Here is a 25,024-nt window from a genome sequence, read left to right as displayed (position 1 = left end):
GGATGGCGCTGACCATCCCCTTTTGCATTTCGCCCGAAAGCCAGCAAAGATTATCCGATCTTGTGATCACGCATTTCCCACCAGCCTTCAACCAGCGATTCGGCCTCGTCCATGTAATCGGCCTTACCCGCTAGAAATGCACCCATTGCTGCACTGCCTTTGACGCGCGCGATCGCGGCACTGTCTTCGACCTCTCCACGCCAGACAGCCAGAAAATGCTGCAAGGTCACCGGGCTGTTGTCTTCGTCGTCCTTTTCGGTCCGCGCCAGAAGTGCTGGCCAGCGAACATCGCTAAGCTCGCCATTATCAAGCATACGAAGATCGACATGCTTGAACGGTGTGCGTTCCGCCTCACCACCGCCGCCCTTGATCACCCCAATACGTGGCAGTTCAAGCAGTTTGCCTGTTTCCCGATGGACATCAAGAAACGCCGGATGGAACACACCAAGAAACGCTGCACGCGCCTGTAAAGGATTAAGCAGGCGCAGCAAGGTATTGACCGGACTGCGTAGGCCGAGCAACGGCCGCAAACCAATCAATTCCTGAAGTTTCGGGTGAATATGGCGCAGCGGCAAATAGGCAAAGCCCTTTGATGCAATATCGGAACGTGCTTCGTCTGCCGACATGGCAAGGGGCAGCTTAAGGGCCTTTACCGCGGCCTCGGTCCCGACACCATTGGTCAGATGCGAATTATAGCCATGCATCAGAACCGGTATACCATTGCGTGACAGCAACATCGCCGACAGCACGAACCAAGGCAACCCGCGCGAACGACCTGCCGCGTAGGACGGCCAGTCCAACATCGGATGGCATTTTTCAGGAACTAGGCTTTCGTCATCAAGTTCAAGACGGGCAGCCTTGCGCACGGCTTCGATCATGCCGGCTAGTTCATCGGGCGTTTCGGCCCGGTAACGCAGCATCAAAAGAAACGCGCCCAGCTGGATCGGTTCCACCTCGTCGCGCAAGATCATTGAAAAGGCGTCAAATGCCTCTTCGCGCGTCAGACTGCGTGAACGCCCCGGCCCACGGAAAAAGGTCCGCAGATATCCGGAAAACGGATGAGATTCCGGCAGATGATTGTCATCTTCAAGCTGCTCGAGATGATCGTCAGTCATACGATCGCACCTGTTCTGTTATCAGTCATGTTCGCGTGTAAAGACCCACTCGTTATCATTCGACTGATCCTTTTGATAGCGATAACCGTCCATATCGAACGATTTAAGGTCCTCGGGCTTTTCCAGACGATTGTCGATCATGTAACGCGCCATCATGCCACGTGCACGTTTGGCCGAGAAACCAATGACCTTGCCAACGCCAGCTTTGACTTCCTTGAAGACTGGCGTGATCACCCGACCGTCAAGCACATCTTTTTTCACCGACTTGAAGTATTCATGCGATGCCAGATTGATCAGGCTGCGGTTCTTATGATCAGCGGTAATAGTATTGATCTGTCTGGCAATCTTATCACCCCAGAATGCATAAAGATCCTTGCCACGTGGGTTCGAAAGTCGGGTTCCCATTTCAAGACGATAGGGCTGCATCAAATCACGCGGTTTCAAAAGACCATAAAGGCCCGAAAGCATCCGGAAATGGTTTTCGGCCCAGTCGATATCTTTTTGATCCATCGTGTCGGCATCAAGACCGACATAGGTATCACCACGGAACGCGTAAATTGCGGGCTTGGCGTTTGTGCGATCAAAAGGCCGTGAAAAATGTGCAAACCGCTGATAGTTCAGATCAGCAAGATTTTCACTGATCCCCATCAGCTTCATCAGGTCGCTGCGGCTTTTTTTACGCGCGACTTCAACAAGTTCTTCAGTATCATCAAGAAATTGCGGTTCTGAAACGGCCATTTCAGGTGCATCGGTTTCGAAATCAAGTTTCTTTGCCGGAGAAACAACAGCAAGCATTAGAACGCCTCTTCTCTTTCATCTCTGATCATTTTGTCGTAACAAGCCACAAGGCATGGAGAAAGTCTAGGGCCCAAGCCCATGTACACGTGAATATACGCCTGCACATCGGTTTGGACCCTTTGCCTTCTCCATAAATTTCTAATCTTGTAGAAAATCCGCGGTGTGCAAGGCGCCCGCGGAAGAAAGGACGAGTTATGAGTGAACAAGTTCGCGCGTCGCACATTCTTCTGATGTATGCAGGTTCGGCACGTTCCAGTGCAACCCGCACGAAGGAAGAAGCGCTTACCGAAATCAACGCACTCAAAGATCAGATTGCCAATGGTGCTGACTTCGCTGAAGTCGCCAAAGCAAACTCTGACTGCCCGTCTGGTCAGCAGGGTGGCGATCTTGGCTTCTTTGGCCGTGGTATGATGGTTCCGGAATTTGATGCGGCGGCTTTCAACATGGAAGTCGGCACCACGTCCGACGTGGTTGAAACCGATTTCGGTTACCACCTGCTACAGCGTACTGCCTGATTGGCGTTCGCTAAAAAATAAAGGGCTTGCAATTATTTGCAGGCCCTTTTTGATTTGGCACTTACGAATTTTCATTCATCAGAAATCGACCAGCGGCGCATCAAGCTCGTATTCGCCTTTGTGATCCTCGACCTCAAGCACCCAGACATCTCGATCAAATTTCACCTGTTTGCGCCAGTATTCGTCGCAGGCGAACTCGGTCTCGCGTCCACCATCCGCGCCACCGGCCACCTGCATCCAGCCCATATCGCCATCAAGTGTCGTCACACGCGAAAAGACATAGCATCCAGCCGCAAAACGATTGAGCTTCAGCAGCACCGCGCCAGCATCTTCATTCCCCTTGTGTGCGACCATCGCCGTAATCAGCTTTGACTGGCAGATGGCAATCTGCCCGCGCACCCAGATACCAGCCTTGAGCCGTGGCTGCATCACTGGCCACTCCGGTTTGCGGTCACATTTTCCGGCATTTGCAGGATCAGGTTGGCGTTGGGACAGATACTTTCCCAAATGTCCCATTCCGATGGTTTGGCAGCTCCGAAATAATCGCCCTTTTTACCCAGCATATCGAAAATGATCTGAAAATGAAGATGCGGGATCCAGTCGCCATTAATCGGAAAATCACCAAAGGTGCACAGCAGATGGTCTTTTTCGACCGGCTGGCCTACATACAACCCGTCAAGCGACTCACGGCTGAGATGCCCATACAACGTATAGAATGTCACACCCGGTTCCGGATTGTGTTCAAGGATGATGGTTGGCCCGTAATCAAGGTGAAGATTGTTGTCATTAAAGCTGTGCACGACGCCATCAAGCGGTACATAAACAGGCGTTCCCGCGGGAGCGAACAGATCAATCCCCAGATGCTGGCTACGTGCCTCGCCATCATTTTTGAATTGATCTGATTGATAACAAATCCGGTCTTCGCGATAACGGCCGATACCCACAGGCGCATTGGCATCGGCCAGTTGCTGCCACATGATTTCGGTCTGCCGGGCCGGGTCACTGATGCCACCAATCACGACATCCCCGTTACGTGAAAAGTCATAGACGATTTTCGCACAGCTTTTCAGATCGCAATCCATGATCGACGCGAAATCAGCCTGATGATCAATGATCCATTGGCGAAGTCTCGTTGCATCCCCCAACGGTTCCTGCCCCTTGGCGTAACGATCAAGATAAGACTGAAAACGTGCAGACGCATCGTCAAAGATGGTTGTGGTCAAACTGATTGCTCCGGCAAAGAAAAAGGCAGGATGAAAACATCCTGCCTTTGCCTACATGATATTTCGCCAACAGGGCAAGCACCAAGACTTACCAGTTGGTGACTTCGTACTCGCACGCGACATCGTCATCATCGGTATCGGTCAGTGCCACCGTCAGGCGACGCATCTGCGGATTAAAGCGTTTAACGAAGTTCAAAAGCACCAGCGCTTCTTCCGAAAGTTCGCCGGCATCTTCATCGTCTTCGTCAAGTTCACACAGCTCAACCAATTCAAGGAACAGGGCCGCCAGCGCACGTTTGACATCTTCGCCGCCTTTAAGGCCGCCGGTCAGTTCGCCAAGCGGGCCCAGATCCACATCAAGCTTGCGAAGCGTCTTGCTCATCTGGTCGATGGCATCTTCGTCCAGAACCATCTCGGCCGCGATCATATGCGTGCCGACTTCGTTGATGTTCAGGAAGCCGATAAATTCGAACAGATCGTCCTTGTTACGGCCTTCGGCCAGAAGCTGTTCGGTATGCGCTTCAAATTCTTCGAAGTCTATGTCTTCGCCAAGATCGTTTTCGAGGTCGCTCATGTCGCTCTCCAGTGAAAATTTGCGCCGCTCATACTCTGTATCGGTGGAAAACACAACCCGCACCCGGACAACAGGGATCAGACATGCATGGATCACAGATCGGAATGAATACAGGAAACATTAAAGCCGATTGCGAAGAAACATGTATCCTCAGTAGGATGGCATCACCACTCGATGTGTTTTACGCCCGAAACGATTTCAAAGACGGATCACATTATGCCCGAATTTACGTTACTCGACATCGCCGCTGTTAGCTGGGCATTCATCTGGTGGGTGGGCTATACCATATTCGCAGATGCGAGTTCGCGACGGCGCAATTCGATTTCGGCCCATATGGCGCGTAATCGACATCGCTGGATGGAACAGATGCTTCAACGCAATCTGCGCATGGTCGATACATCCATCGCGGGCAATCTGATTACCGGCATCAGCTTCTTTTCATCGACCACCATTCTGGTGCTGATTGGTTTGATCGCACTTCTTGGTTACACCGAAAAAGCGATCCAAACGGTATCCGCCCTGCCCTTTGCCGTTGAAACGACGGCGGCAGTCTGGGAATGCAAGGTCGTTCTGCTGGTTCTGATCTTTATCTACGCCTTCTTCAAATTCACCTGGGCGTTTCGCCTGTCGAACTATTGTTCGATCCTGATTGGTGCGGCACCAGACCCCGGTGCGCCAGATGCTGCCAAGGCCGCCGCCCGGGCATCACGCATGAGCATGATGTCAGCTCACAACTTCAATCGTGGCATTCGCGCCTATTTCTTTGCACTTTCAGCACTTGCCTGGTTCTATCACCCGGTCGCCTTTATTATCGGCGCCGCATGGGTCACGCTGGTTCTTTACAATCGGGAATTCCGATCCCATGCACTTGATATTCTTGCCGGGCATCACTGAAGCGAAGAAGGGCCGCATTAAGCGGCCCTTTTTTACAGTCCACGTATCATCAGGCGTGCTGGCGACGGTAACGCAATGCATAACCGGCAAGAACAAGCATCACCAATCCAACCGGCAGAGCCGCAGAATACAGTAACGTTGCCCAACCGGCCCCTGCATAGATCGAACCGGCAGACAATGACGCAACCGCAACGGTCCCAAACACGACAAATTCGTTGATCGCCTGCACGCGGGCCTGCTCGGCTGGTCGATAGTTTTCCGTAAGGAACGTCGTGGCTCCGACGAACATAAAGTTCCATCCGGCCCCGAGCAGCACAAGAGACGGCCAGAAGTTACCGATCAGATCCTCGCCCCCGAGCCCAAACGCCAGACAAATCAGGTTCAGGACGGCACCGACCTGAATGATGGTAAGCGCGCCAAAGCGGCGGATCAGATTGCCGGTAAAGAATCCCGGCGCATACATGCCCACCACATGCCATTGGATGATGAAGGCGGCATCGCCGAATTCATAATTACAATCAAGGATCGCAAGCGGTGTTGCCGTCATGACAAAGCTCATCACCGCATAGCCAAGCGCCCCGGCAATCATTGCAACGAGAACGGCAGGTTGTCCTATCACCATTTTAAGCGGACGAGCCGGTACATCATGCTTGGTGCCGCGCATATCAGGCAAGCGCAACTGGCCGATTGCAAGAACCAGCATAAATTGCATCCCGATCAGTGCGACGAAAGTCCCCAGGAACGGCACCGTATCAAACCAGTTGCGCGCAAAACTTGCGAGGTTCGGTCCGACAAAGGCCGCTGCAAGCCCGCCCAGCATTGTCAATGAAATTGCCCTCGAACGGAACTCTGGCGGAGCGGCCTCGGCGGCGGCAAAACGATATTGCATGGCAATGGCATTGGCAGACCCGATACAGGCACATGCCACGCACAGAAGCCAGAAACTGCCGAAATAAACCGTCCCCATGCCGGAAACAGCGCCCAGCATGCCAATCACCGATCCAACCCAGAACCCAGTGCGACGGCCAAACCTGTTCATCATCAATGCCGAGGGGGCGGTCGTTGCCATCATCGCGATCATGGTAAATGCAACTGGCAGCGTCGAAAGCGATTTGTCCGGCGCCAGCGAATATCCGATCACAGCAGCGACTGTAAACAGCAGCGACATCGCACTGGCTGATAACGCAACGCATAAACTTAAAAACAGAATATTTCGGCGCACTTCGGGGCTGGACATGCGGGGCTTACCTTAAGGGAATTTGGCGTGGTGGCGCCGTTTCAAACTGATGTAAAGGCAAAGTACAAGAACAAGCAACTGCTGTAAAATCTTAACCGGGTTACGGCTTGCCCTGCTCTCTTTTGATGCTATATTGGCTTTTCAATTAACGGGATAGCATCAGTGCACGGCATGGCCGACAAAAAATTGATGGAATGCACAATCGCTGCACGTCTTAAGGGCGTCGCGGCTTTTTGTGCTGCTTCCCCTGTCGCTTTTTTCAAAGAGCGAACTTGACCTCATCCTGAAATTCCTTTTCTTGTGCCTAAAGCCCGCGTAAACATGCGAGTTTGAAAAATGCGCACATTACATTTATGCCCGCAGATAAAGCAGAGTTGAGCCAGACATGATTGCCCTCACCCTTCCGGACGGCGCCGTACGCGAATTTGACGGCCCTGTATCGGGTTTCGATGTTGCCAAAAGCATCAGTCCCTCGCTGGCAAAGAAATCCTTTGCCATCATCGTTAACGGCGAATTGCGCGACCTGTCGCGCGAAATCGACACTGATGCCGCCATCGAAATCGTGACCAAGGGGCACAAGGAAGTTCTGCCGCTAATCCGGCATGATTGCGCCCATGTCATGGCCGAAGCGGTTCAGGAACTTTATCCTGACACCCAGGTCACAATCGGCCCATCCATCGAAAACGGTTTCTATTACGACTTCGCCCGCAAGACGCCCTTTACGCCGGACGATCTGATCAAGATCGAAAAGCAGATGCACAAAATCGTTGAGCGGAACGAGAAAATCGAACGCGAGGTCTGGGATCGTAATGAGGCGATCAAATTCTTCCTCGACAAGGGTGAAGACTATAAAGCCGAGATCATCCGGGATTTGCCGGAAACCGAAACCATCACCTGTTATCGCCAGGGCAATTTCATTGATCTGTGCCGTGGCCCGCATGCTCCCTCCACTGGCAAGATCGGCAAGGCCTTCAAACTGATGAAGGTTGCCGGCGCCTATTGGCGTGGCAATTCGGATAACGAGATGCTGCAACGTATCTATGGCACCTGCTGGGAAACGCAGGAAGACCTTGATGCCTATCTGCACATGCTTGAAGAAGCCGAAAAACGTGACCATCGTCGCCTTGGCCGCGAAATGGACCTCTTCCACATGCAGGAAGAAGCCCAAGGTTCGGTTTTTTGGCACGACAAGGGGCTGAAACTGTATCGCAAGGTCGAAACCTATATCCGTGAACGTCTTGATGCCGAAGGCTATCAGGAAGTCCGCACGCCGCAGCTTGTTGACCGTGTCCTTTGGGAAAAATCCGGCCACTGGGAAAAGTTCCGCGAGAACATGTTCACCACCACCCCTGATGAAGATGACCCGGAAAAGGTTCTGGCTCTCAAGCCAATGAACTGCCCGTGCCACGTGCAGATTTTCCGTATGGGTAGCAAGTCCTATCGTGATCTGCCGCTGCGTATGGCGGAATTCGGCTGCTGCCATCGTAACGAGCCGTCCGGTGGCCTGCATGGCATCATGCGCGTGCGTCAGTTCATTCAGGATGATGCGCATATCTTCTGCACCGAAGACCAGATCGTCTCCGAAACCAAGATTTTCTGTGACCTTCTGAAATCGGTTTACAAGGATTTCGGTTTTACCGACATCCTTGTAAAATTCTCGGACCGTCCGGAAGTCCGTGCCGGTTCAGATGAAATCTGGGATAAGGCCGAAGCCGCCCTGCGCGAAGCTGCGGAAGAAGCAGGTCTGACACTTGAAATCAACCCGGGTGAAGGCGCGTTCTATGGACCGAAGCTTGAATTTGTTCTGCGTGACGCAATTGGTCGTGACTGGCAGTGCGGCACGCTTCAGGCCGACTTCGTTCTGCCCGAACGCCTTGATGCTTCCTATATGGGTGAAGACGGTGAAAAACATCGTCCGGTCATGTTGCACCGTGCGATCCTTGGTTCGCTTGAGCGCTTTATCGGCATTCTGATCGAAAACTACGCCGGTCGCCTGCCGCTTTGGCTGTCACCAGTTCATGCGGTGATCTGCTCGATCACCAACGAAGCAGACAGTTACGCAGAAGAAGTCAAAAAAGCACTTCAGGCCAAAGGTTTGAATGTTGAGCTTGATCTTCGAAATGAGAAGATCAGCTACAAGGTTCGCGAACATAGTCATGCGAAAATCCCGCTCATCCTTGCCCTTGGCAAACGCGAAGCCGAAGAAAAGACCGCATCGGTCCGTCGTCTCGGTTTCCAGCATCAGAAAACCATGGGGATCGAGGAACTGGCGGAGGCTATGGCAACCGAAATCCGTGATCGCGTGATCGAAGCCGACTTCTGATCATCTGATCGACACCCAAACACCAAAGGCCTGCAACGTTTGCTGCGGGCCTTTTTTGCTTCCCGAAACCATAGATTTCACCAATTCTCTGGGCCCTCAACCAATTCAGTATTTTACGATATAGTGCTTTCACCAACTCGTGACTGCACTTAACACAAAGTTGTGCTAAATCCGAAACTGAAACCGCGTCCCCAACGTATCTAATGCATGTGTTTTTCTGAAAAAGGTAGCGACAATGAATTCCAAAGGTAGAACCCGTCATTTTGTTGCATCGCTGGCGATGACGCTTGCATTGGGCACCGTATCCTCCGCTGCCTTGGCAATGGGCAGCGGCAGCAGTTGGGGCAGTGACACTCCGGATCTGTCCACAATCGTCGAAATGATTGATGCCGGAAAATATGACACGGCGATCGAAAGCCTTGAAGAGATGCTCAAAGAAGATCCAAAGGATGCCAATGTGCTGAACTATCTTGCCTATAGTCAGCGCAAGTCTGGTGACTTTGAAAGTGCTGCCCAGAATTACGAACGCGCATTGATGATTGATCCCGAACATAAAGGCGCCTTGGAATATCAAGGTGAATTGTTCCTCCAAACCGGGAAACCGGATATGGCGCGCGAAAACCTTGCCCGGTTGGAAAAAGTCTGCGGCATGGATTGCGAAGAATACAAAGAACTGGCTGCCAAAATCCCGCAATAGGTTTGCACCACGAAAGACCTCCCAAAACTATTCGTTAGGATAGCTTTGCAACAGGCATGTTTGTCGCCATGTATTACCCCTCTTGTGGGTAATACATGGAATTGGACTTGGCCATGCCTGATGCTGTGATGCGGAAAAGCTATACTGTTGTTGTCGTGCGCAGCACCGGGCAGCAAATGGATATGGAAACGCTTTCGGATTATCAAAGCGCTATTAATTCCGCCAAAAATGCATTGACCAACAACAATAATTCCGAAGTTCGCGTTGTCGAAAACAAATATGACGACGCCACAAAGCGCGATAAGAAGCAGGTCGTAAAAATCCTTACCCGTCAGGAAAGTGGTGCAGGTAATGGCGGAACGGCAAAATCACGTTCAAAAAACTCCGGCGTCAGCCACGACGTTGCCAGCCAGTTTAGTAAGGGCATCGTCAATATCGTCCTTGCAATTACGGTTCTGGTTCTCCTTGCCGGGATTATCGTTCCATTAATGAACCGCTGATATCCCGATTACACAGCCAATCCTATCTAAAAAAAGATACCCCGCCAAAACGCGGGGCTAAATCGATCATCTGTTTTCGCTGACTGCTTGACAGTATGCCGCCCGATTGCAAAATTGGTGACGTCCATGCAGTGGACCTCCGGGGGCTCAAAGGGAAATCAGGTGCCAGTCAATTGATCAATAAAAGCGCCAAGTCTGTCATCTCGTCACGCTGGAAATATGGCTGCCTGACGATGGCCCTGTTTACCCCCCTGCTTTCCGGATGCTCGTCAGACGATATGATGTCGTTATTTGGTGATGATGACGCATCAAACCAGATCAAGATAAGCGATACCAACCGTCCGTCAGAAACTGCAATGATAGCCGCGATTGATAGCGCAGCCTGTGGCCTGTTCTTTGACGGCTCGCCCAAAAACATAGCATCCCCCCTGCCTCAGGCTGACAATGCCGAAGATCCGATAGCACTTCAGGGCAAACCGGCAAATGATCTCCGCCATGCCATTGCACTTGACCTGTCGGGGGAACACGCGAAGGCACGTCGTCTTTATCTCTGGCTGACGGCGGCTGACCCGAATGCTTCGATCGCGATCAATTGCGGTAACAGCATCATGCTGACCGGCGCGATTACAAGTCTTGCACAAAAGCGCATCAAGGCAATGGACCAAGCAAATCCGACTCTTGCCCGATCACGCGAGATTGACACGGTCGTCGCCTCGGCGATTGTCGCGCCCGGGCCAGAACTTCCCGACCCACCGACGGTGCAAAGAAATCGTGACTTCTACAAAAATACCATTGCCGTCAATGTGCAGCCTGAAGATTCGACAACAGCTCTCCCTGCAATGCGAATGGATGTGAGTAGTAATACCGCACGCCTCACATCTGTTGATCGCTCTGCCAAACAAATAGCTGCCCCATCTAATTCAATCGCGGCCTCCAAGGGGACAACCACAACCGTCACAACGGCTTCAGCAACGACACCGGGCATCATCAAGGGGGATGCAGTTACCCCAAGCGCGTCAAACAAGGCGCTTCTGTCGACAACGCGCCCGGTTGAAAGTGGCTCGCTGGAGCTCGCCGACGAAGCAGCTGCCACCAATAATAATCTGATCGAAGTTCCGATGGTGGATGCGACGTCAACAGCCGCAACCAGTAGTACACCAGCGACAATGCAACCAGAACCCGACACAAAATCAGTCCCGCCATCCTCTGCCCCCAAAGCGGAACCAACGCAACCTGCCCCGGTACTGAATTCTTACTATACGGTACAATTGGCTGCATATCGGTCTCGTGAAATGGCAGAGTCACGCTGGTTGAAGTTTGAAACCATGGGCGACGGTATTCTTCGGGATGCAAGCCACGAGGTGCAAAGCGTTGCGATTGAGGGTCAAGGGCTGTTTTTCCGTCTGATGACCGGTCAATATGCCAGCCAGTCCGAAGCACAGTCTGCCTGCAACGGCCTGAAACGGGCGGGGATTGATTGCCTTATCCGGCACATGACGCCCTGATCCCTGCCTGAACGGTTCGCTTACGACCCGGACTTGTTTCCGGGAGATGTCCCGATACCTGACGACTTATCCGACCATTGACCGAATGAACGATGTCGGTGAAGAGCTTCGGGTCGCGTCTTGCGACCGTGTCGACGAAGAAAACCCGGCAGTCGTGCGATAATCGCCTCGATCTTGCTGTTATGTCGGTAATATCGCCATCGCAGGTATTGAATGAAACGTCTGGTACGCTTTGATCCCGCAGCCAGCATCGGTATGCCGATTGCAATGAAAACCATTCCAAAAAATGGCGGGGGCAATGGCAGAAACACACATCCGATGAACAGGCTGATCCCGCCGCCGATCATTAGCATGGTCGATTTCAAATGTCTCGAGCGTCTCAAATCGGCGGTATCCGGCACTGATGGCGTTGATAAACACGATTATCGCGCTCGTTAAAGCTGCCGCCAAAGGAATGTTCAAAGACAATTTACCGTGAAGGCGATTGCCAAAGTGACGATCTGGGTTAAATTGCAGGTCAGCCCATCAACACAAGTCAGGTTTTGACATGTTTTCTTCGACCTCCCCTGAAAAAATCACGATCCCATCTGCCGAAACGGCCCTGCCCGGCCGCGCCGAGAAATTGCAGGTAGCTGACCGTCATGTGGTTACAGGTAATCCGATGACCGGTCCGTTTCCCGATAATCTTGAAACGGCTGTATTTGGCATGGGTTGTTTCTGGGGGGCAGAACGCCTTTTCTGGAAACAGGACGGCGTCTATAGCACTGCCGCAGGTTACGCAGGTGGTTACACCGAAAACCCGACCTATCGCGAGGTTTGCAGCGGCATGACCGGTCATGCGGAAGTTGTTCTGGTGGTCTATGATCCGGCTGTTATCTCGTATCAGGCACTGTTGCGTCTATTCTGGGAAAACCACGACCCGACCCAGGGTATGCGTCAGGGCAATGACATCGGTACCCAGTACCGGTCGGCAATTTATACCTTGAATGACAAACAGAAGATCGCCGCCGAAGAATCCCGCACTCAATACCTGAACGCTCTCAGAGCAGCAGGGCGCGATGCAATCACAACCGAAATTCAGACTGCGCCGACCTTCTTCTACGCCGAAGATTTCCATCAGCAATATCTGCACAAAAACCCGGACGGCTATTGTGGCCTGGGCGGAACCGGCGTGTCCTGCCCAGGAATGTGAGCCAGCAAACATTGCATCAGCCTGTGCAAAACCGTCACAGACCGATGAAAAACCTGACACATTCTGACAAAACCTGTGTCTTGTTGAGTTCTTTTGCTGAAGGTATAAGCTTTCCCTGATGTTAGGAGGGGAAGAGCTATACTCGGTAAGATCAAACATATTCGGCCCCACAGCCGCTATCTGGTCGCCCTGCTTCTGTTCTGGGTTGCACTCGGACTTTGGCTGGGGGTCTTTGCCCCTTATTTTCTCGAACTGGAACCCGGTTACAACGCCTCACTAACCTTGTTGGGCGAGATCATCCTGATGGGTGGTGGCATATTTATAATTGCCGCAATCACATGGCTTTGGTCCCGCTACCGGGCAATGCGCGACAATCTGTATGCCCATCTGCCGGGTCTGGTATTTGGCATTACACCGCAAGGCAAGATAGAATTTGCATCAGATCTTGGACTGAAATGGCTGGGTATTGCCGAAAAAACCGGAAGTTCAAATCACCGTATTCAGGATGTTCTATCGACCAACAAGGACTTGGCTGACCTGCGTGAACGCGCATTGCGTACAGACGGGCAAATTGTCGAAGCCGAAATTGCGGTATTCACCATCGCCGAACAGAAACGCTGGCTTCGCATTCAGTGCCGGACCATGCCACCTCATACACCCGACAGCATGATCGAATGCATTGCCTGGGACATTACCGAACTGGTCCGGGAACGCATGCTGCGGACCGAAAGCGAACAACGTCTTGAACAGATGGCCAATCTGTCGAGTGAAGGTTTGTTTTTGCATGATTCCGGCAAGTGCGTTGATGCCAATATTGCGGCCGAACGGATGTTTGGTCATTCGCGCGACGAGTTGCTGCTGATGAGCGCTGCGGACATCATCGCCGAAAACAGCCTGCAAATGGTAATCGACAACATTCAATCCGGGTACGATAAACCCTACGAGGCCACAGCCAGACGTAAGGACGGAACGCTTTTTCCTTGCGAAATCAACGGGCGCAACGTTGTGATTGATGGCGTAAAACTTCGCCTGACCAGTTTTCGCGATATATCCGAACGCAAGATCGCCGAAGACCTTGTGCGCTATCAGGCCACGCATGATGCCCTGACCGACCTTCCGAACCGATATCTGTTTGTAGACCGGCTTGAATATGCCATCAAACTGGCGAAACGCCGCAAGGAACGTTTCGCTCTAATGTATGTCGATCTGGATGGCTTCAAACAGCTAAATGACATGCACGGTCACGTCATCGGGGACAAGGTTCTGGTGGAGGTGGCGCAAAGGCTTCGTCACAGCTTACGCGAAGTCGATACCGTCGCCCGGATTGGCGGCGACGAATTCACGGTTATTCTTCCCGGTACGGAAACACTCGAGGACGCCGAAATCGTTGCACGCAAAGTTTTGCAATCACTGACAAGCTCACCGATCAACATTTCACGCCAGAAACAGACATGCGAAGCATCCGCATCGATCGGAATTGCCCTTTACCCAGAACATGCCGACAATTTCGATGACATGATTTCTGTTGCCGACAAGGCAATGTATCAGGCTAAAAAAAGCGGCAAAAACCAGTTCAGATTTGCCGTCCCAGTCACATCAAAGACCTGATTACATCATACCGGCTTGCCGCCATATTCGCGGCTGAGATCGGCACAAACCCGACGCACTTTCAGGCCGAACTGCTCTATCCGGTCATTTGGGATGCGCGCAGCGGGTCCGGACAGGGAGAGCGCGGCAATTGGCAGTCCGGTTTCATCGCGCACCACACCGGCAACACACCGCAAACCGACGGCATGTTCTTCATCATCAAGCGCATATCCACGCTGTCTTGATCTATCCAGATCGGTTTTCAAGGTATCTTCGCTGATCAGGGTACGTTCAGTGATTTTCGGCAAGCCGTGCTGCGCAATGACAGCAGTCACTTCCTCATCCGGCAGGAACGCAAGCAACGCCTTGCCAACTCCCGAACAATGCATAAGTGCGCGCCGCCCCGGCGTGACCAATGCGCGCATCATCTTGCGACACTCCACCTGCGACAGGAAAATGACTTCCCCGCCATCTGCGACGGCAAGATTAACCGTTTCTCCGCTGTCTTCCATCAACGCCCGCATATAGGGACGCGCAATCTGGCTGAGATTGCGGTTTTTGGTAAATGCATTGCCAACGCTGAATGCCTGCACACCGATTGACCAGAGTGTTCGTTCACCGTCGAAAGTCACATAACGTTCGTGCTGCATCGTTGTCAGCAAACGATGAACGGTTGAAGGCGGCAAATGCACCTGATGAGCGATTTCGGTCAAAGTCATTCCATACTCGCTGTCTGCAAGTGTGTTCAGAATGCTGATCGCCCTTACCAATGACTGAACCTGCTGCATGCAGATCATCCTTCCGGTCGAAGGCTTTGATGCCTTGGGAACTGATATATCGTAATGTTATGGGATTGGCTTCACGCGCGCACGGACTTTTCACGCATCCAGACCAAAGTGGAATATGCGATCAGATAGATCGTCGCAACTGCGAAAGACAGAAGCGTCCCGATATTGATCCCCCAAAGCGGATAGGTCACCGTCACCGCCAGAATATAAATCCAAAGCGCCCCCATCCCCCTTGGAAAGTTGCGGATTACGGTATGAAGGGGACCGGTGCCATAAGACACATGCAGGATCAGCATCATCGGATAAAGTGTTACAGGGAAACCGGAAAACAGCCCAGCCCATTTGGGACCGACCCAAGCGGCTATGCCACTGATACCAAGAACAATCAGCGATGCCAGAATGGCACGGAATAAAACCACACGCCTTGTCAGTCGCACCCGGTTAAGGATGCGAACATTCTCGATTCCGCGAAACAGTATCAGGGCCAGCATCATAGCAACCAGCAAGGTAACCGCCCCGGAGAGACGGGTAAACGCAATCTGCTGACAAATCCATGATACGAACATGAATGCGCCAAAGGCTGCAAACGAGCTTATCGGCAACTGAACAATCAGCCTCCGCTCGACCAACAAGCGGGAGGCCATATAATACGCATAGAGGAAGGCTAGTGTCGCAATCAATCCAGGCAGGGCATAAACCGCACTTTCCGAGGCAAAGGCAATTCCCTGTTCCAGCCCGATGAAATACAGCAAGATCGCCGTTCCAAGCGGATAACCTGAAAGGACGCCTGCGGCACGCGGGCCTACCCGTTCCGCAAGGATCGATAATCCCAGCACAACGGCAATTGATACTGCAAGCTTTGCAAACAGTAACGTCACAAGAACCTCCCAAATCTTATTTTACAATTCGTCGATGAATTGTCGTAATATTATATTTACCGCTATCTCCTTTTGCGTGATGGCGCAAGCCTGAACCAATTTAAGGGGCCCAAACAGTCAAGCTAATAGGCAACGAAAAAGCGGGCCCCGAAGGTACCCGCTTTTGTTCTGTTTTGCCGACCGGCACGATATCAATAATCTGCTAGGAAGCCACAGCAAGTTTGGGTGCAGGTTTATCCACATTCCTTGACGCACTCCGTGATTTTTGAACAATCACCCCGCGCCAACCGAGCCCCTGATAGGTTTCATAACCCGGCGTCAACGCATAGGCGACAAGCGCCCCATCCGCCAAAAGATAAGAGCCGCGCTTTGGGTCTTTGACCTCCAGCTTCATCTGTTCAGACAAGACACCCTGACCATCCGAGGCCGCAATGATACGATTTTTTGAATCAATAAGCATCACGCGCGTGCGTGCGCGCTCTTCGTCACTGAAATTCAATGCTCCGACAACCATCGGAGCCTGATTTTCCCAATCGAAGAACACACCCATAACACCGATAACCTGACCTTTGGCTTGGCCTCCTCGTCTTACGGCGGTGGCATAGGTTGCCGTTGCAGCATTATGCAGCAGTTCGTTACGTGCAATATCTGCAACCGCATATTCTCCGCCATCCCGGCACCGCATAGCATCGCGAAACCACGGCATGTGACTGATATCCGTCCCGACAAGGCGATATTTGTCAGGGCGGCCATTGGCGATGATGCGTCCATTGCAATCAGCAACCCATAAATCAAGATAAACGGTATAAGAATCAAGGATTACACCCAGACGCTGTGATGTCTGCACACTGACATCCGCATTTCCGGAGTTCTCGCAGACATCGACAACAGTAGCGTCGGTTGCCCACCACCGAACATCGCAGGATCGCTCGTACAAATTACGATCCATAAGCTCGACAATGTATCGCGACAAATCCGAGAACCGATCACCGCGTGCCGTCTGAGCAGTACGCTCAAGATCAAGTGCCAGCCTGTCGAACATCTGCTCAAGCTCTTCGGTGATTACGGTAACCCGCTGCGAAATTTCTTTTACCTCGTTGGCCACAACGCCAAATCCACGCCCGACTTCCCCCGCACGGGCAGCTTCGATTAGCGCATTCAGCGCCAGCGTTCGTGTCGCCCGGGTTACTCCTTTGATTTCCGTAATCTTCTCGTTGGCAAGCTGCGACATGTCTGTTGCCACCTGCAAAATTCGTTCGGGCATTCCTGCAAGCTCCACTTGTGAAATTCGGTTTCACCCTGTGCTGATGCTTTTTTTTTACGCATCATTCTTATGCGTGCAATTTATATGCAATTCATGCGCAATTGGTTAATGAAAAAATGCTTACATAAAAGGATTGCTATCATTTTTCGGTCAGACCAAGCCAAACGAAAAAGGACGGGATAATTCCCGCCCCTAAAATCAACTTTTGATAAAATCACGCCCGGAACAACAGATCAAACACTCGCGAAATGCAATACGGCATCAAACAACAGCTTCAGACCGGTCACAAACAGTAATGTATAACACACCCGGTAAAACAGCTTTGCATTCACCTTATCGTGCGCCCAAAGCCCAAGCCAGGTTCCGAACAGCGCCACAGGTACAAGAACCAGCGCGGTGCCAAGATTGGCACCACCAAATTGCCCGAGATACCAGTACGGGATCAGCTTCACGTAATTGACAACGATAAAGAACATGACGGTCGTGCCGACAAAAACCGTCTTGTCCATTCGCTGAGGTAACAGGAAAACAGAGACCGGCGGCCCCCCAGCATGCGCGACAAAGCTGGTAAAACCGGCAATGGTCCCCCAGAACGATCCCTTTCCCCAATTGGCAGGTCTGGATTCATCACCACGTTTCTTTCCGCGAAACCAGTGATCAAGCGTAAAGCCGATGGCAATCAGGGCAATGATCAGCTTCACGGCATATTCATTCAGATAGCTGAACGATAATGTGCCAATCAAAATACCAAGGAGTGCGGCCGGAATCAGGATCATCATGTTGCGGCGATCCCAGTTCTTCCGGTAGGCCCAGACATTCGCAACATCCATCAGGCACAATATCGGCAACATGATCGCCGCCGCAGCCTGTGGCGACAGTGCCAACGCCATCAGGGGCACCGCCATCACACCAAGCCCGCCACCAAACCCGCTTTTTGACACACCTGCAATCAACACAGCCGGAATGCCGACAAGGTAAAAGAAAGGATCGGTGATAATTTCCATAAAGTCGTCCTAAGGGAAGCTGATCGTGTCTGACACCGGTCAGACCAACGAATTACTTTTCGGTCAAACGCGGCATCAGTTCGACGAAATTGCACGGGCGGTGACGAATATCGAGCTGATAGAACAAAATATCGTCCCAGGCATCCTTGCAAGCACCATTTGAACCCGGCAGGGCAAACATATATGTACCACCCGAAACTCCGGCGGTTGCCCTAGATTGAACCGTTGATGTGCCGATCTTGGCATAAGAAAGCCAGCGAAACAGCTCGCCAAATCCCGGTATTTCCTTGTCATAAATCTTTTGATGCGCCTCTGTCGTGATATCGCGCCCCGTAACACCGGTGCCCCCCGTACTGATGATTACGTCAATTTCCGGATCATCACACCACTGCCTGAACTGCGCGACGATCACATCAAAATCGTCCTTCACAATGGTGCGCGCAGCAACCTTGTGACCCTTTGCCTTGATCCTGTCGACAAGAATTTGGCCAGATGTATCGTTTTCCAGCGTTCTGGTATCGCTCACCGTCAGAACGGCAATATTTACAGGCACAAATGCGCGGCTTTCGTCGATCCTCGACATGGCAATAGCTCCGGCTGCTGACTTCATTGACGACAGAGTAATCAGCATATCGGCAAGCGCAAGCCGTTTCAGGATTCCGCATCGCACAAAGCCATCCGATCACATTACAATCGAACAAAATTTCGGCTTTCTCGGTTACTTAATTACCATATTTCTCGAAACATGACGGTGCTATGCATCTTATCGAAAACAAGAAAAGATCAAGAAAAACCATTTTTTTCAACAAACTATCTGACTATCTCAACACACAAGAATAGAATAGACCGCAAGATTATTCATGCTTCTCGTCACCTGCCCCATGACTTTTCTTGCCGTGCAACATAATTCCCCGTAAAAAAGTGGTAGAGAGATACCGATTTGATACTTAAAAATAGTCGGTAGTTGCAATAAAACAGGCAGGAAACAAAGGATCCATCATGAGCGATTTGCTTTGGCAGCCCAGTCCGACCCGCGTTGAAAACGCCAACGTTACCCGTTTTCGCAACTGGGTGAACGAAAAGCACAGCCTGAAACTGGACAGCTTCCACGCGCTCTATGACTGGTCTGTTGCCCGCAAGGAAGATTTCTGGCCTGCAATTATCGATTATGTCGGCCTGAAAGCCGAAAGATGGGGCGAGACAGTACTTGTCGACGGGAACAAAATGCCCGGAGCCAAGTTTTTCCCGGATGCACGCCTGAATTTCGCCGAAAACCTGCTAGTGCGCGATGACGATACCGACGCGCTTGTGTTCTGGGGCGAAGACAAGGTCAAAACCCGGATTTCGTGGTGCGATCTGAATATTGCGGTATCGAAATTCTCGCAGGCACTTCGTGCCGAGGGCATCTCCAAGGGTGATCGCGTCTGCGGATATATGCCCAATATGGTCGAAACCGTTATTGCGATGCTGGGTACATCAGCAATCGGCGCGACATGGTCATCGGCCTCCCCCGACTTCGGTGTTCAGGGCGTCGTTGACAGGTTTGGCCAGATCGAACCCAAACTCATGATTACGGTCGATGGCTACCACTATAACGGCAAAAGCCACGACATTCGCGAAAAGGTCCGCGATGTAATTGACCGCATCCCGTCGATCCAGAAGGTTGTGATTGTCAAATATGCCTTTGACGGCACCAACACGACCGGCATTCGCGGCGGCGTTTCCTATAATGATTTCCTGGCCCCTTTCAGCGCGAAAAAGATCGTGTTTGAGCAGGTCGAATTCAATCACCCGCTTTATGTGATGTTTTCTTCCGGCACGACTGGCAAGCCGAAATGCATCGTGCATGGCGCAGGCGGCACCCTCCTGAAACAGGTGTCTGAACATGTCCTGCACTGCGATGTGGTTCCGGGTGATCGGGTATTCTATTTCACCACATGCGGCTGGATGATGTGGAACTGGTTGATGGGCGGCCTCGCAGCCGGTGCGACATTGCTGCTTTATGATGGATCGCCCTTCTACCCCAGTGGCAATATCCTGTTTGACTATGCCGACGCCGAAGGCATGACCCTTTTCGGAACATCGGCCAAATATATAGATGCATTGGCCAAGGCCGAGCTCAAACCGCGCGAAACCCATGATCTGTCGACCGTGCGCGCCATGACATCGACCGGATCTCCATTGGCACCTGAAAGCTTCGATTATGTCTATCACGACATAAAGCCGGACATTCATCTGGCATCGATCTCGGGAGGCACGGATATTCTCGGATGTTTCGTCCTTGCCTGTCCGGTCTTGCCGGTGAAGCGCGGCATCATCCAGACCCGAGCCCTCGGCCTTGCTGTTGATGTTTTTGACGATGACGGCAAATCAATCCGGAACGAAAAGGGCGAACTGGTCTGTACCACCCCCTTCCCGTCCATGCCGATTGGCTTCTGGAACGATCCTGATGGTTCGCGTTACAAAGATGCTTACTTCAACCGCTTCGATAACATCTGGTGTCACGGCGATTATGTCGAACTTGATGACGATGGCGGTATGGTTATCTATGGCAGATCCGATGCAACGCTGAACCCCGGTGGTGTTCGTATCGGCACCGCCGAAATTTACCGTCAGGTCGAAAAGCTGCCCGAAATCCAAGAATCCATCGTCATCGGCCAGGAATGGGATAACGATGTCCGGGTCGTTCTTTTCGTTGTGCTGCGCGAAAAATATCAGCTCGACGAACTTCTGATCGACCGTATACGCAAACAAATCAGGAACAACTGCACCCCGCGGCATGTCCCGGCAAAGATCATTGCAGTGGCAGACATCCCGCGCACCAAGTCGGGAAAAATCACCGAACTGGCCGTGCGCGATGTTGTTCATGGCCGCCCAGTAAAGAACCAGGAAGCGCTTGCAAACCCCACTGCACTTGAACTTTTCTCCAATTTGCCGGAACTGCGCAGCTAGCAGAAACCTCCGGAATGTCACAGCAAAACCCCGTCGGGCACACGACGGGGTTTTCATTTTTGCAAAAGATTAATCAGAACTGCAACGTGTCATGATCAGGGCTAGGCCGACATCAGAAGTCGATTCCGCGTCGCAACAGAGTTTATTTTTTGAGCAACAGTTAATTTTGTTCAAAAATTGCTCATTTAATTGCTGGCAACAAAAAAATTTTGAGATTTGTTTGTTTTTGGAACCTGACCATTCGAACAGGTTTTTAACCTTTTGAAATATGGCGACTTTTGGGAGTAGCCGAAGGGTGTAGTCGCTCAAACAATGTTTACCAGCGCGGTACCAAAGCATGGAAATCATGCGAATCTGATGAACAAGCCCCCAGCGTGAAATTTTTCAGACTTGACACATAGCAGCCGAAAATTTCTTAATTTGGAGGTCCGATAAAAAAACAGGACAGTAGGATATGCTGCTCTGGCATATCCAGGGTGGCATAAAAGTTACCAAAGCCATAAAGAATGCTTTGCTAATGAGGGAGCTCATCTAATGAAAATCAAAACGATCCTGGCCGCTGGCGCAATGTCTGTTGCCGCCATCGCCGCGAACAATGCCCAGGCGGGCGCTGTACTTGACGGCATCAAGGCTAAAGGTTTCGTTCAGTGTGGCGTAAACACCGGTCTTCCGGGTTTCTCCGCTGCCAATGCCGAAGGTAAATGGGAAGGTATCGACGTTGACGTTTGCCGTGGCATTGCTGCTGCACTTCTGGGCGACGCCAACAAGGTTCAGTACACCCCGTTGACCGCTGCACAGCGTTTCACCGCGCTGCAGTCCGGCGAAATCGACATCCTTTCGCGTAACACCACGGCGACCCTGACGCGCGACGTCAAGCTTGGTCTGACCTTCCTTGGTATCAACTACTATGATGGTCAGGGCTTCCTGATTCCGAAAGCTCTGGGCGTATCCAGCGCAACGGAACTTGACGGCGCAACCGTTTGCGTCGAACCGGGCACCACCACCGAACTCAACCTGGCCGATTACTTCCGCGCCAAAGGCATGAGCTTCGAGCCGGTCGTTATCGAAAACATCAACGAAGCAACTGCTGCCTTCTTCTCTGGTCGTTGCGACGTTTACACCACTGACGCATCGGGCCTTGCCTCGATCCGTACCACCATGGCACCGAACCCGGACGACTATGTGATTCTTCCGGAAATCATTTCCAAAGAACCGCTTGGTCCGGCTGTCGCACAGGGTGACGAACAGTGGGCAGACATTGGTCGCTGGGCTCTTGCAGCTATGATTGAAGCCGAAGAATACGGCGTCACCAGCGCGAATGTTGACGAAATGAAGAGCAGCACCAATCCGGGCATCCAGCGTCTTCTGGGCGTTTCCCCGGGCATGGGCGAAGCTCTTGGTCTTGACGAAGAGTGGGCATACCGCATCATCAAGCAGGTCGGTAACTATGGCGAAAGCTACGAGAAAAACGTTACCGCGAAACTGGGTGTCGAGCGCGGCCTGAACGCTCTCTGGACCGATGGTGGTCTGCAATATGCTTGGCCGGTTCGCTAATATTTAGCGTCGGCTGAAAAGCGCCTAACGAAGCTCCGCCCCACTGCCTGAACGCATGGGCGGAGCTTTTCGTTAAAGCACATATATATTGGATACAATCTACACCTGAGGGTCAGATGAGTAAGACTCAAAATGCCCCGGGGGGTGTTCGTTCCAAGACCGTCGTCGATTACCTGAATGACGAGAACGTTCGCGCAATACTATACCAAATCATTGCGATCGGACTTGTCATATTGGCGGGCTGGTATCTGGTTTCCAATACGCTGGTAAACCTGGAACGACAAAACATCTCAACCGGTTATGGCTTCCTTGATCTCGAAGCTTCGTTCGAAATCAGTGAAAGCATGGTCCAGTACAGTGCACAAAGCAGTTATGCGACGGCACTGTTGGTTGGCCTTCTGAACACCGTAAAGGTGTCTTTGCTCGGAATTATTCTGTGTACCATTATCGGTACTATTTTCGGGATTGCACGCCTGTCGTCGAACTGGATCGTTCGGAAACTGGCAACTGTTTACGTGGAAACTTTCCGTAACATCCCGGTTCTGTTGCAGCTTTTCTTCTGGTATGCGGTCATTCCGAACGCGTTCCCGCATCCGCGCGACGCTTTCGAACCCCTGCCAGGTGTCCTTTTGACATCGCGCGGCATGTATATGCCGGTTCCGGTTGCCGACAATGCCTATACCCTGATGGGGATTGCTGCGATCATCGCTATCGTTGCGATCTTCTTCATCAAAAAATGGGCAAAAAAGCGCCAGGATGAAACCGGCCAACCATTCCCGATGTTCCTTGTCGGAACGGGTATTTTTGTCGGCTTGGTCTTTCTCGCCTATCTGATCGGTGGTGCACCGACAGATATGGATATGCCTGAACTCAAAGGCTTCAACATTCGTGGCGGTTATAATATCTCGCCGGAATTCCTCGCGGTTCTGATCGGCCTGACGGTTTACACGTCAACCTATGTTGCCGAAGTTGTACGTTCCGGTATTCAGGCAGTCCCAAATGGACAGTGGGAAGCCGCCGACAGCCTTGGCATCAAACGTTCGGTTGCCCTTCGCAAGGTAATCCTGCCGCAATCCATGCGCGTCGCTATTCCGCCTCTGACCAACCAGTATCTGAACCTGACCAAAAACAGCTCGCTTGCCGTCGCTGTCGGTTACCCGGATCTGGTGTCGGTATCAAACACGACCATGAACCAGACCGGTCAGGCGATCGAGGCAATCTCGATCTTTATGTCGATCTATCTGGGGCTGTCCTTGTTGACCTCGCTCTTTATGAACTGGTTCAACAAGAAAATGGCACTGGTGGAGAGGTAAGATGGCAGATAACGCAAAATTACCTCCGCTTCCTACAGGTACATTTTCTGCCCGTGCCGTTGCATGGTCAAAAAAGAACCTGTTTGACGGCTGGTTCAACACCCTCCTGACACTGGGTTCGATTGCCTTTCTGGTTTGGCTTATTCCGCCACTCGTGAACTGGGCAATCGTCAATGCCACGCTGGAACCGACGATTGAAGGCTGTGCAGAAGTCACCGGCGCGTGTTGGGGCTTCGTAAACGCCAACTTGCGTCTCATTCTGTTCGGAACCTACCCGTTCGAAGAGCAATGGCGTCCCCTTCTTGCAATGATCGTCCTGATGGGCATCATCTGCTTTAGCCTTGGCGGGGTTAAATATCCGTCCTTCCGCAAGGCAATCATCCCGATGTGGGTGATCGGGGTTCCGATCATTGCCATCCTGATGTGGGGTGGCATGCTTGGTCTGACCTATGTCCAGAACAGCTATTGGGGTGGTCTTCCGCTGACCCTGATCCTGTCAGCGATCGGCATCATTTTTGCCTTCCCGCTGGGTTTGCTTCTGGCGTTGGGCCGTCAGTCAACAATGCCAGCGATCAAGACAATCTCGGTTGTCTATATCGAAGTGATCCGTGGCGTGCCGCTGATTACGGTTCTGTTTATGGCATCGGTGATGTTTCCTCTGTTCCTTCCTGACGGTGTGACCATCGACAAGCTGCTGCGTGCGCAGATCGGTATCATCCTGTTCACTGCGGCCTATCTTGCCGAAGTGTTCCGTGGCGGTCTGCAGGCTGTTCCACGTGGCCAGTTCGAAGCGGGTGACAGCCTTGGCCTGTCCTATTGGCAGTCCATGCGCCTGATCATCCTGCCGCAGGCTTTGCGTCTGGTGATCCCGCCAACCGTCAACAGCTTCATTTCGATGCTCAAGGATACAACGCTGGTGGTCATCATCGGTCTGTTCGACTTCCTTGGTACAGTCAAGCTGGCACTGCGCAGCGACCCGGCATGGACCAAATACTACGTCGAGGGTTATGCCTTCGCCTCGGCAATTTTCTTCCTGATCTGTTTCTCTATGGCCAAATATTCAGCCTATCTTGAAAAAGAGCTCCGCAAGGGCGAGCAACGGTAAGGAGAG

Annotated in this window: 24 protein-coding genes; 13 read left to right on the top strand and 11 right to left on the bottom strand. The window is 52.0% G+C overall.

Annotated features, from left to right (window positions below):
* Positions 1–50 precede the first annotated feature (50 nt).
* A complete protein-coding gene (locus tag TH5_RS08285) occupies positions 51–1,115 on the bottom strand; it encodes a glycosyl transferase family protein (protein ID WP_114121441.1) in 1,065 nt (354 codons plus the stop codon).
* 21 nt (positions 1,116–1,136) lie between these two features.
* On the bottom strand, positions 1,137–1,910 hold the full coding sequence (gene yaaA / locus TH5_RS08280; RefSeq protein WP_114121440.1) for a peroxide stress protein YaaA: 774 nt from the start codon (positions 1,908–1,910) through the stop codon (positions 1,137–1,139).
* 197 nt (positions 1,911–2,107) lie between these two features.
* Here yaaA and TH5_RS08275 point away from each other — a divergent pair, with 197 nt between their 5' ends.
* On the top strand, positions 2,108–2,428 hold the full coding sequence (locus TH5_RS08275; protein WP_114110270.1) for a peptidylprolyl isomerase: 321 nt from the start codon (positions 2,108–2,110) through the stop codon (positions 2,426–2,428).
* A gap of 78 nt (positions 2,429–2,506) precedes the next feature.
* Here the strand turns inward: TH5_RS08275 and TH5_RS08270 are convergent, their stop codons facing one another.
* From TH5_RS08270 to TH5_RS08260, 3 genes are all read right to left on the bottom strand, one after another.
* A complete protein-coding gene (locus tag TH5_RS08270) occupies positions 2,507–2,857 on the bottom strand; it encodes a DUF1491 family protein (protein ID WP_114121439.1) in 351 nt (116 codons plus the stop codon).
* Positions 2,857–3,651: a peptidoglycan DD-metalloendopeptidase family protein gene (locus TH5_RS08265; RefSeq protein ID WP_114121438.1), complete on the bottom strand. Its 795-nt coding sequence runs from the start codon at positions 3,649–3,651 to the stop codon at positions 2,857–2,859. Before TH5_RS08265 ends, TH5_RS08270 begins: the two co-directional genes overlap by 1 nt.
* 88 nt (positions 3,652–3,739) lie before the next feature.
* Positions 3,740–4,225, bottom strand: a complete 486-nt coding sequence (locus TH5_RS08260; protein WP_062949025.1) for a hypothetical protein — start codon at positions 4,223–4,225, stop codon at positions 3,740–3,742.
* A 216-nt stretch (positions 4,226–4,441) separates the two neighbouring features.
* Here TH5_RS08260 and TH5_RS08255 point away from each other — a divergent pair, with 216 nt between their 5' ends.
* On the top strand, positions 4,442–5,119 hold the full coding sequence (locus TH5_RS08255) for a DUF599 domain-containing protein (protein WP_114121471.1): 678 nt from the start codon (positions 4,442–4,444) through the stop codon (positions 5,117–5,119).
* Positions 5,120–5,168: 49 nt separating this feature from the next.
* Here TH5_RS08255 and TH5_RS08250 read toward each other — a convergent pair whose 3' ends face one another.
* Positions 5,169–6,356, bottom strand: a complete 1,188-nt coding sequence (locus TH5_RS08250) for an MFS transporter (RefSeq protein ID WP_114121437.1) — start codon at positions 6,354–6,356, stop codon at positions 5,169–5,171.
* A gap of 385 nt (positions 6,357–6,741) precedes the next feature.
* Here TH5_RS08250 and thrS point away from each other — a divergent pair, with 385 nt between their 5' ends.
* From thrS to TH5_RS08215, 7 genes are all read left to right on the top strand, one after another.
* Positions 6,742–8,679, top strand: coding sequence for a threonine--tRNA ligase (gene thrS, locus TH5_RS08245; RefSeq protein ID WP_114121436.1), 1,938 nt, complete (start codon positions 6,742–6,744; stop codon positions 8,677–8,679).
* 235 nt (positions 8,680–8,914) lie between these two features.
* The gene (locus TH5_RS08240) at positions 8,915–9,376 is read left to right on the top strand and encodes a tetratricopeptide repeat protein (RefSeq protein ID WP_062959995.1); all 462 of its coding nucleotides are present in this window, start codon (positions 8,915–8,917) and stop codon (positions 9,374–9,376) included.
* A 95-nt stretch (positions 9,377–9,471) separates the two neighbouring features.
* Entirely contained in the window at positions 9,472–9,876 is a 405-nt protein-coding gene (locus TH5_RS08235) for a hypothetical protein (protein WP_062959996.1), read from the top strand.
* A gap of 173 nt (positions 9,877–10,049) precedes the next feature.
* Positions 10,050–11,381, top strand: coding sequence for an SPOR domain-containing protein (locus TH5_RS08230; RefSeq protein WP_167443491.1), 1,332 nt, complete (start codon positions 10,050–10,052; stop codon positions 11,379–11,381).
* A gap of 213 nt (positions 11,382–11,594) precedes the next feature.
* The gene (locus tag TH5_RS08225; RefSeq protein ID WP_114121434.1) at positions 11,595–11,819 is read left to right on the top strand and encodes a hypothetical protein; all 225 of its coding nucleotides are present in this window, start codon (positions 11,595–11,597) and stop codon (positions 11,817–11,819) included.
* Positions 11,820–11,928: 109 nt separating this feature from the next.
* Positions 11,929–12,573 carry a peptide-methionine (S)-S-oxide reductase MsrA gene (gene msrA, locus TH5_RS08220; protein ID WP_114121433.1) on the top strand — a complete coding sequence of 215 codons (645 nt, stop codon included), beginning with the start codon at positions 11,929–11,931 and terminating at the stop codon, positions 12,571–12,573.
* Positions 12,574–12,936: 363 nt separating this feature from the next.
* Complete coding sequence (locus tag TH5_RS08215) at positions 12,937–14,181, top strand: sensor domain-containing diguanylate cyclase (protein WP_167443490.1); 1,245 nt, start codon at positions 12,937–12,939, stop codon at positions 14,179–14,181.
* Positions 14,182–14,186: 5 nt separating this feature from the next.
* On the opposite strand, the gene TH5_RS08210 is transcribed toward TH5_RS08215, so the two are convergent.
* From TH5_RS08210 to moaB, 5 genes are all read right to left on the bottom strand, one after another.
* Positions 14,187–14,948 carry an IclR family transcriptional regulator gene (locus TH5_RS08210; RefSeq protein ID WP_114121470.1) on the bottom strand — a complete coding sequence of 254 codons (762 nt, stop codon included), beginning with the start codon at positions 14,946–14,948 and terminating at the stop codon, positions 14,187–14,189.
* A 71-nt stretch (positions 14,949–15,019) separates the two neighbouring features.
* A complete protein-coding gene (locus tag TH5_RS08205) occupies positions 15,020–15,826 on the bottom strand; it encodes a hypothetical protein (RefSeq protein ID WP_114121431.1) in 807 nt (268 codons plus the stop codon).
* Between the two features lie 202 nt (positions 15,827–16,028).
* Positions 16,029–17,090 (bottom strand): methyl-accepting chemotaxis protein, encoded by a 1,062-nt coding sequence (locus tag TH5_RS26050; RefSeq protein ID WP_114121430.1) that lies wholly within the window; start codon positions 17,088–17,090, stop codon positions 16,029–16,031.
* 233 nt (positions 17,091–17,323) lie between these two features.
* Positions 17,324–18,094: a sulfite exporter TauE/SafE family protein gene (locus TH5_RS08195; RefSeq protein ID WP_097050327.1), complete on the bottom strand. Its 771-nt coding sequence runs from the start codon at positions 18,092–18,094 to the stop codon at positions 17,324–17,326.
* 52 nt (positions 18,095–18,146) lie between these two features.
* Positions 18,147–18,677, bottom strand: a complete 531-nt coding sequence (moaB, locus tag TH5_RS08190) for a molybdenum cofactor biosynthesis protein B (protein ID WP_114121469.1) — start codon at positions 18,675–18,677, stop codon at positions 18,147–18,149.
* A 416-nt stretch (positions 18,678–19,093) separates the two neighbouring features.
* Between moaB and TH5_RS08185 the strand changes: the two genes are divergently transcribed.
* The 4 genes from TH5_RS08185 (at position 19,094) to TH5_RS08170 (ending at position 25,018) form a co-directional block, all read left to right on the top strand.
* Positions 19,094–21,046, top strand: a complete 1,953-nt coding sequence (locus TH5_RS08185; RefSeq protein ID WP_114121429.1) for an acetoacetate--CoA ligase — start codon at positions 19,094–19,096, stop codon at positions 21,044–21,046.
* 534 nt (positions 21,047–21,580) lie between these two features.
* Positions 21,581–22,600, top strand: a complete 1,020-nt coding sequence (locus TH5_RS08180) for an amino acid ABC transporter substrate-binding protein (protein WP_082824660.1) — start codon at positions 21,581–21,583, stop codon at positions 22,598–22,600.
* Between the two features lie 116 nt (positions 22,601–22,716).
* The gene (locus tag TH5_RS08175; protein WP_114121428.1) at positions 22,717–23,913 is read left to right on the top strand and encodes an amino acid ABC transporter permease; all 1,197 of its coding nucleotides are present in this window, start codon (positions 22,717–22,719) and stop codon (positions 23,911–23,913) included.
* Between the two features lies 1 nt (position 23,914).
* A complete protein-coding gene (locus tag TH5_RS08170; protein WP_114121427.1) occupies positions 23,915–25,018 on the top strand; it encodes an amino acid ABC transporter permease in 1,104 nt (367 codons plus the stop codon).
* The last annotated feature ends 6 nt before the right edge of the window (positions 25,019–25,024 follow it).

Origin of the sequence: Thalassospira xianhensis MCCC 1A02616, assembly GCF_003326475.1 — a bacterium.
GTDB classification, from domain to species: domain Bacteria; phylum Pseudomonadota; class Alphaproteobacteria; order Rhodospirillales; family Thalassospiraceae; genus Thalassospira; species Thalassospira xianhensis.
This window is presented reverse-complemented; position numbering and strand designations above follow the sequence as displayed.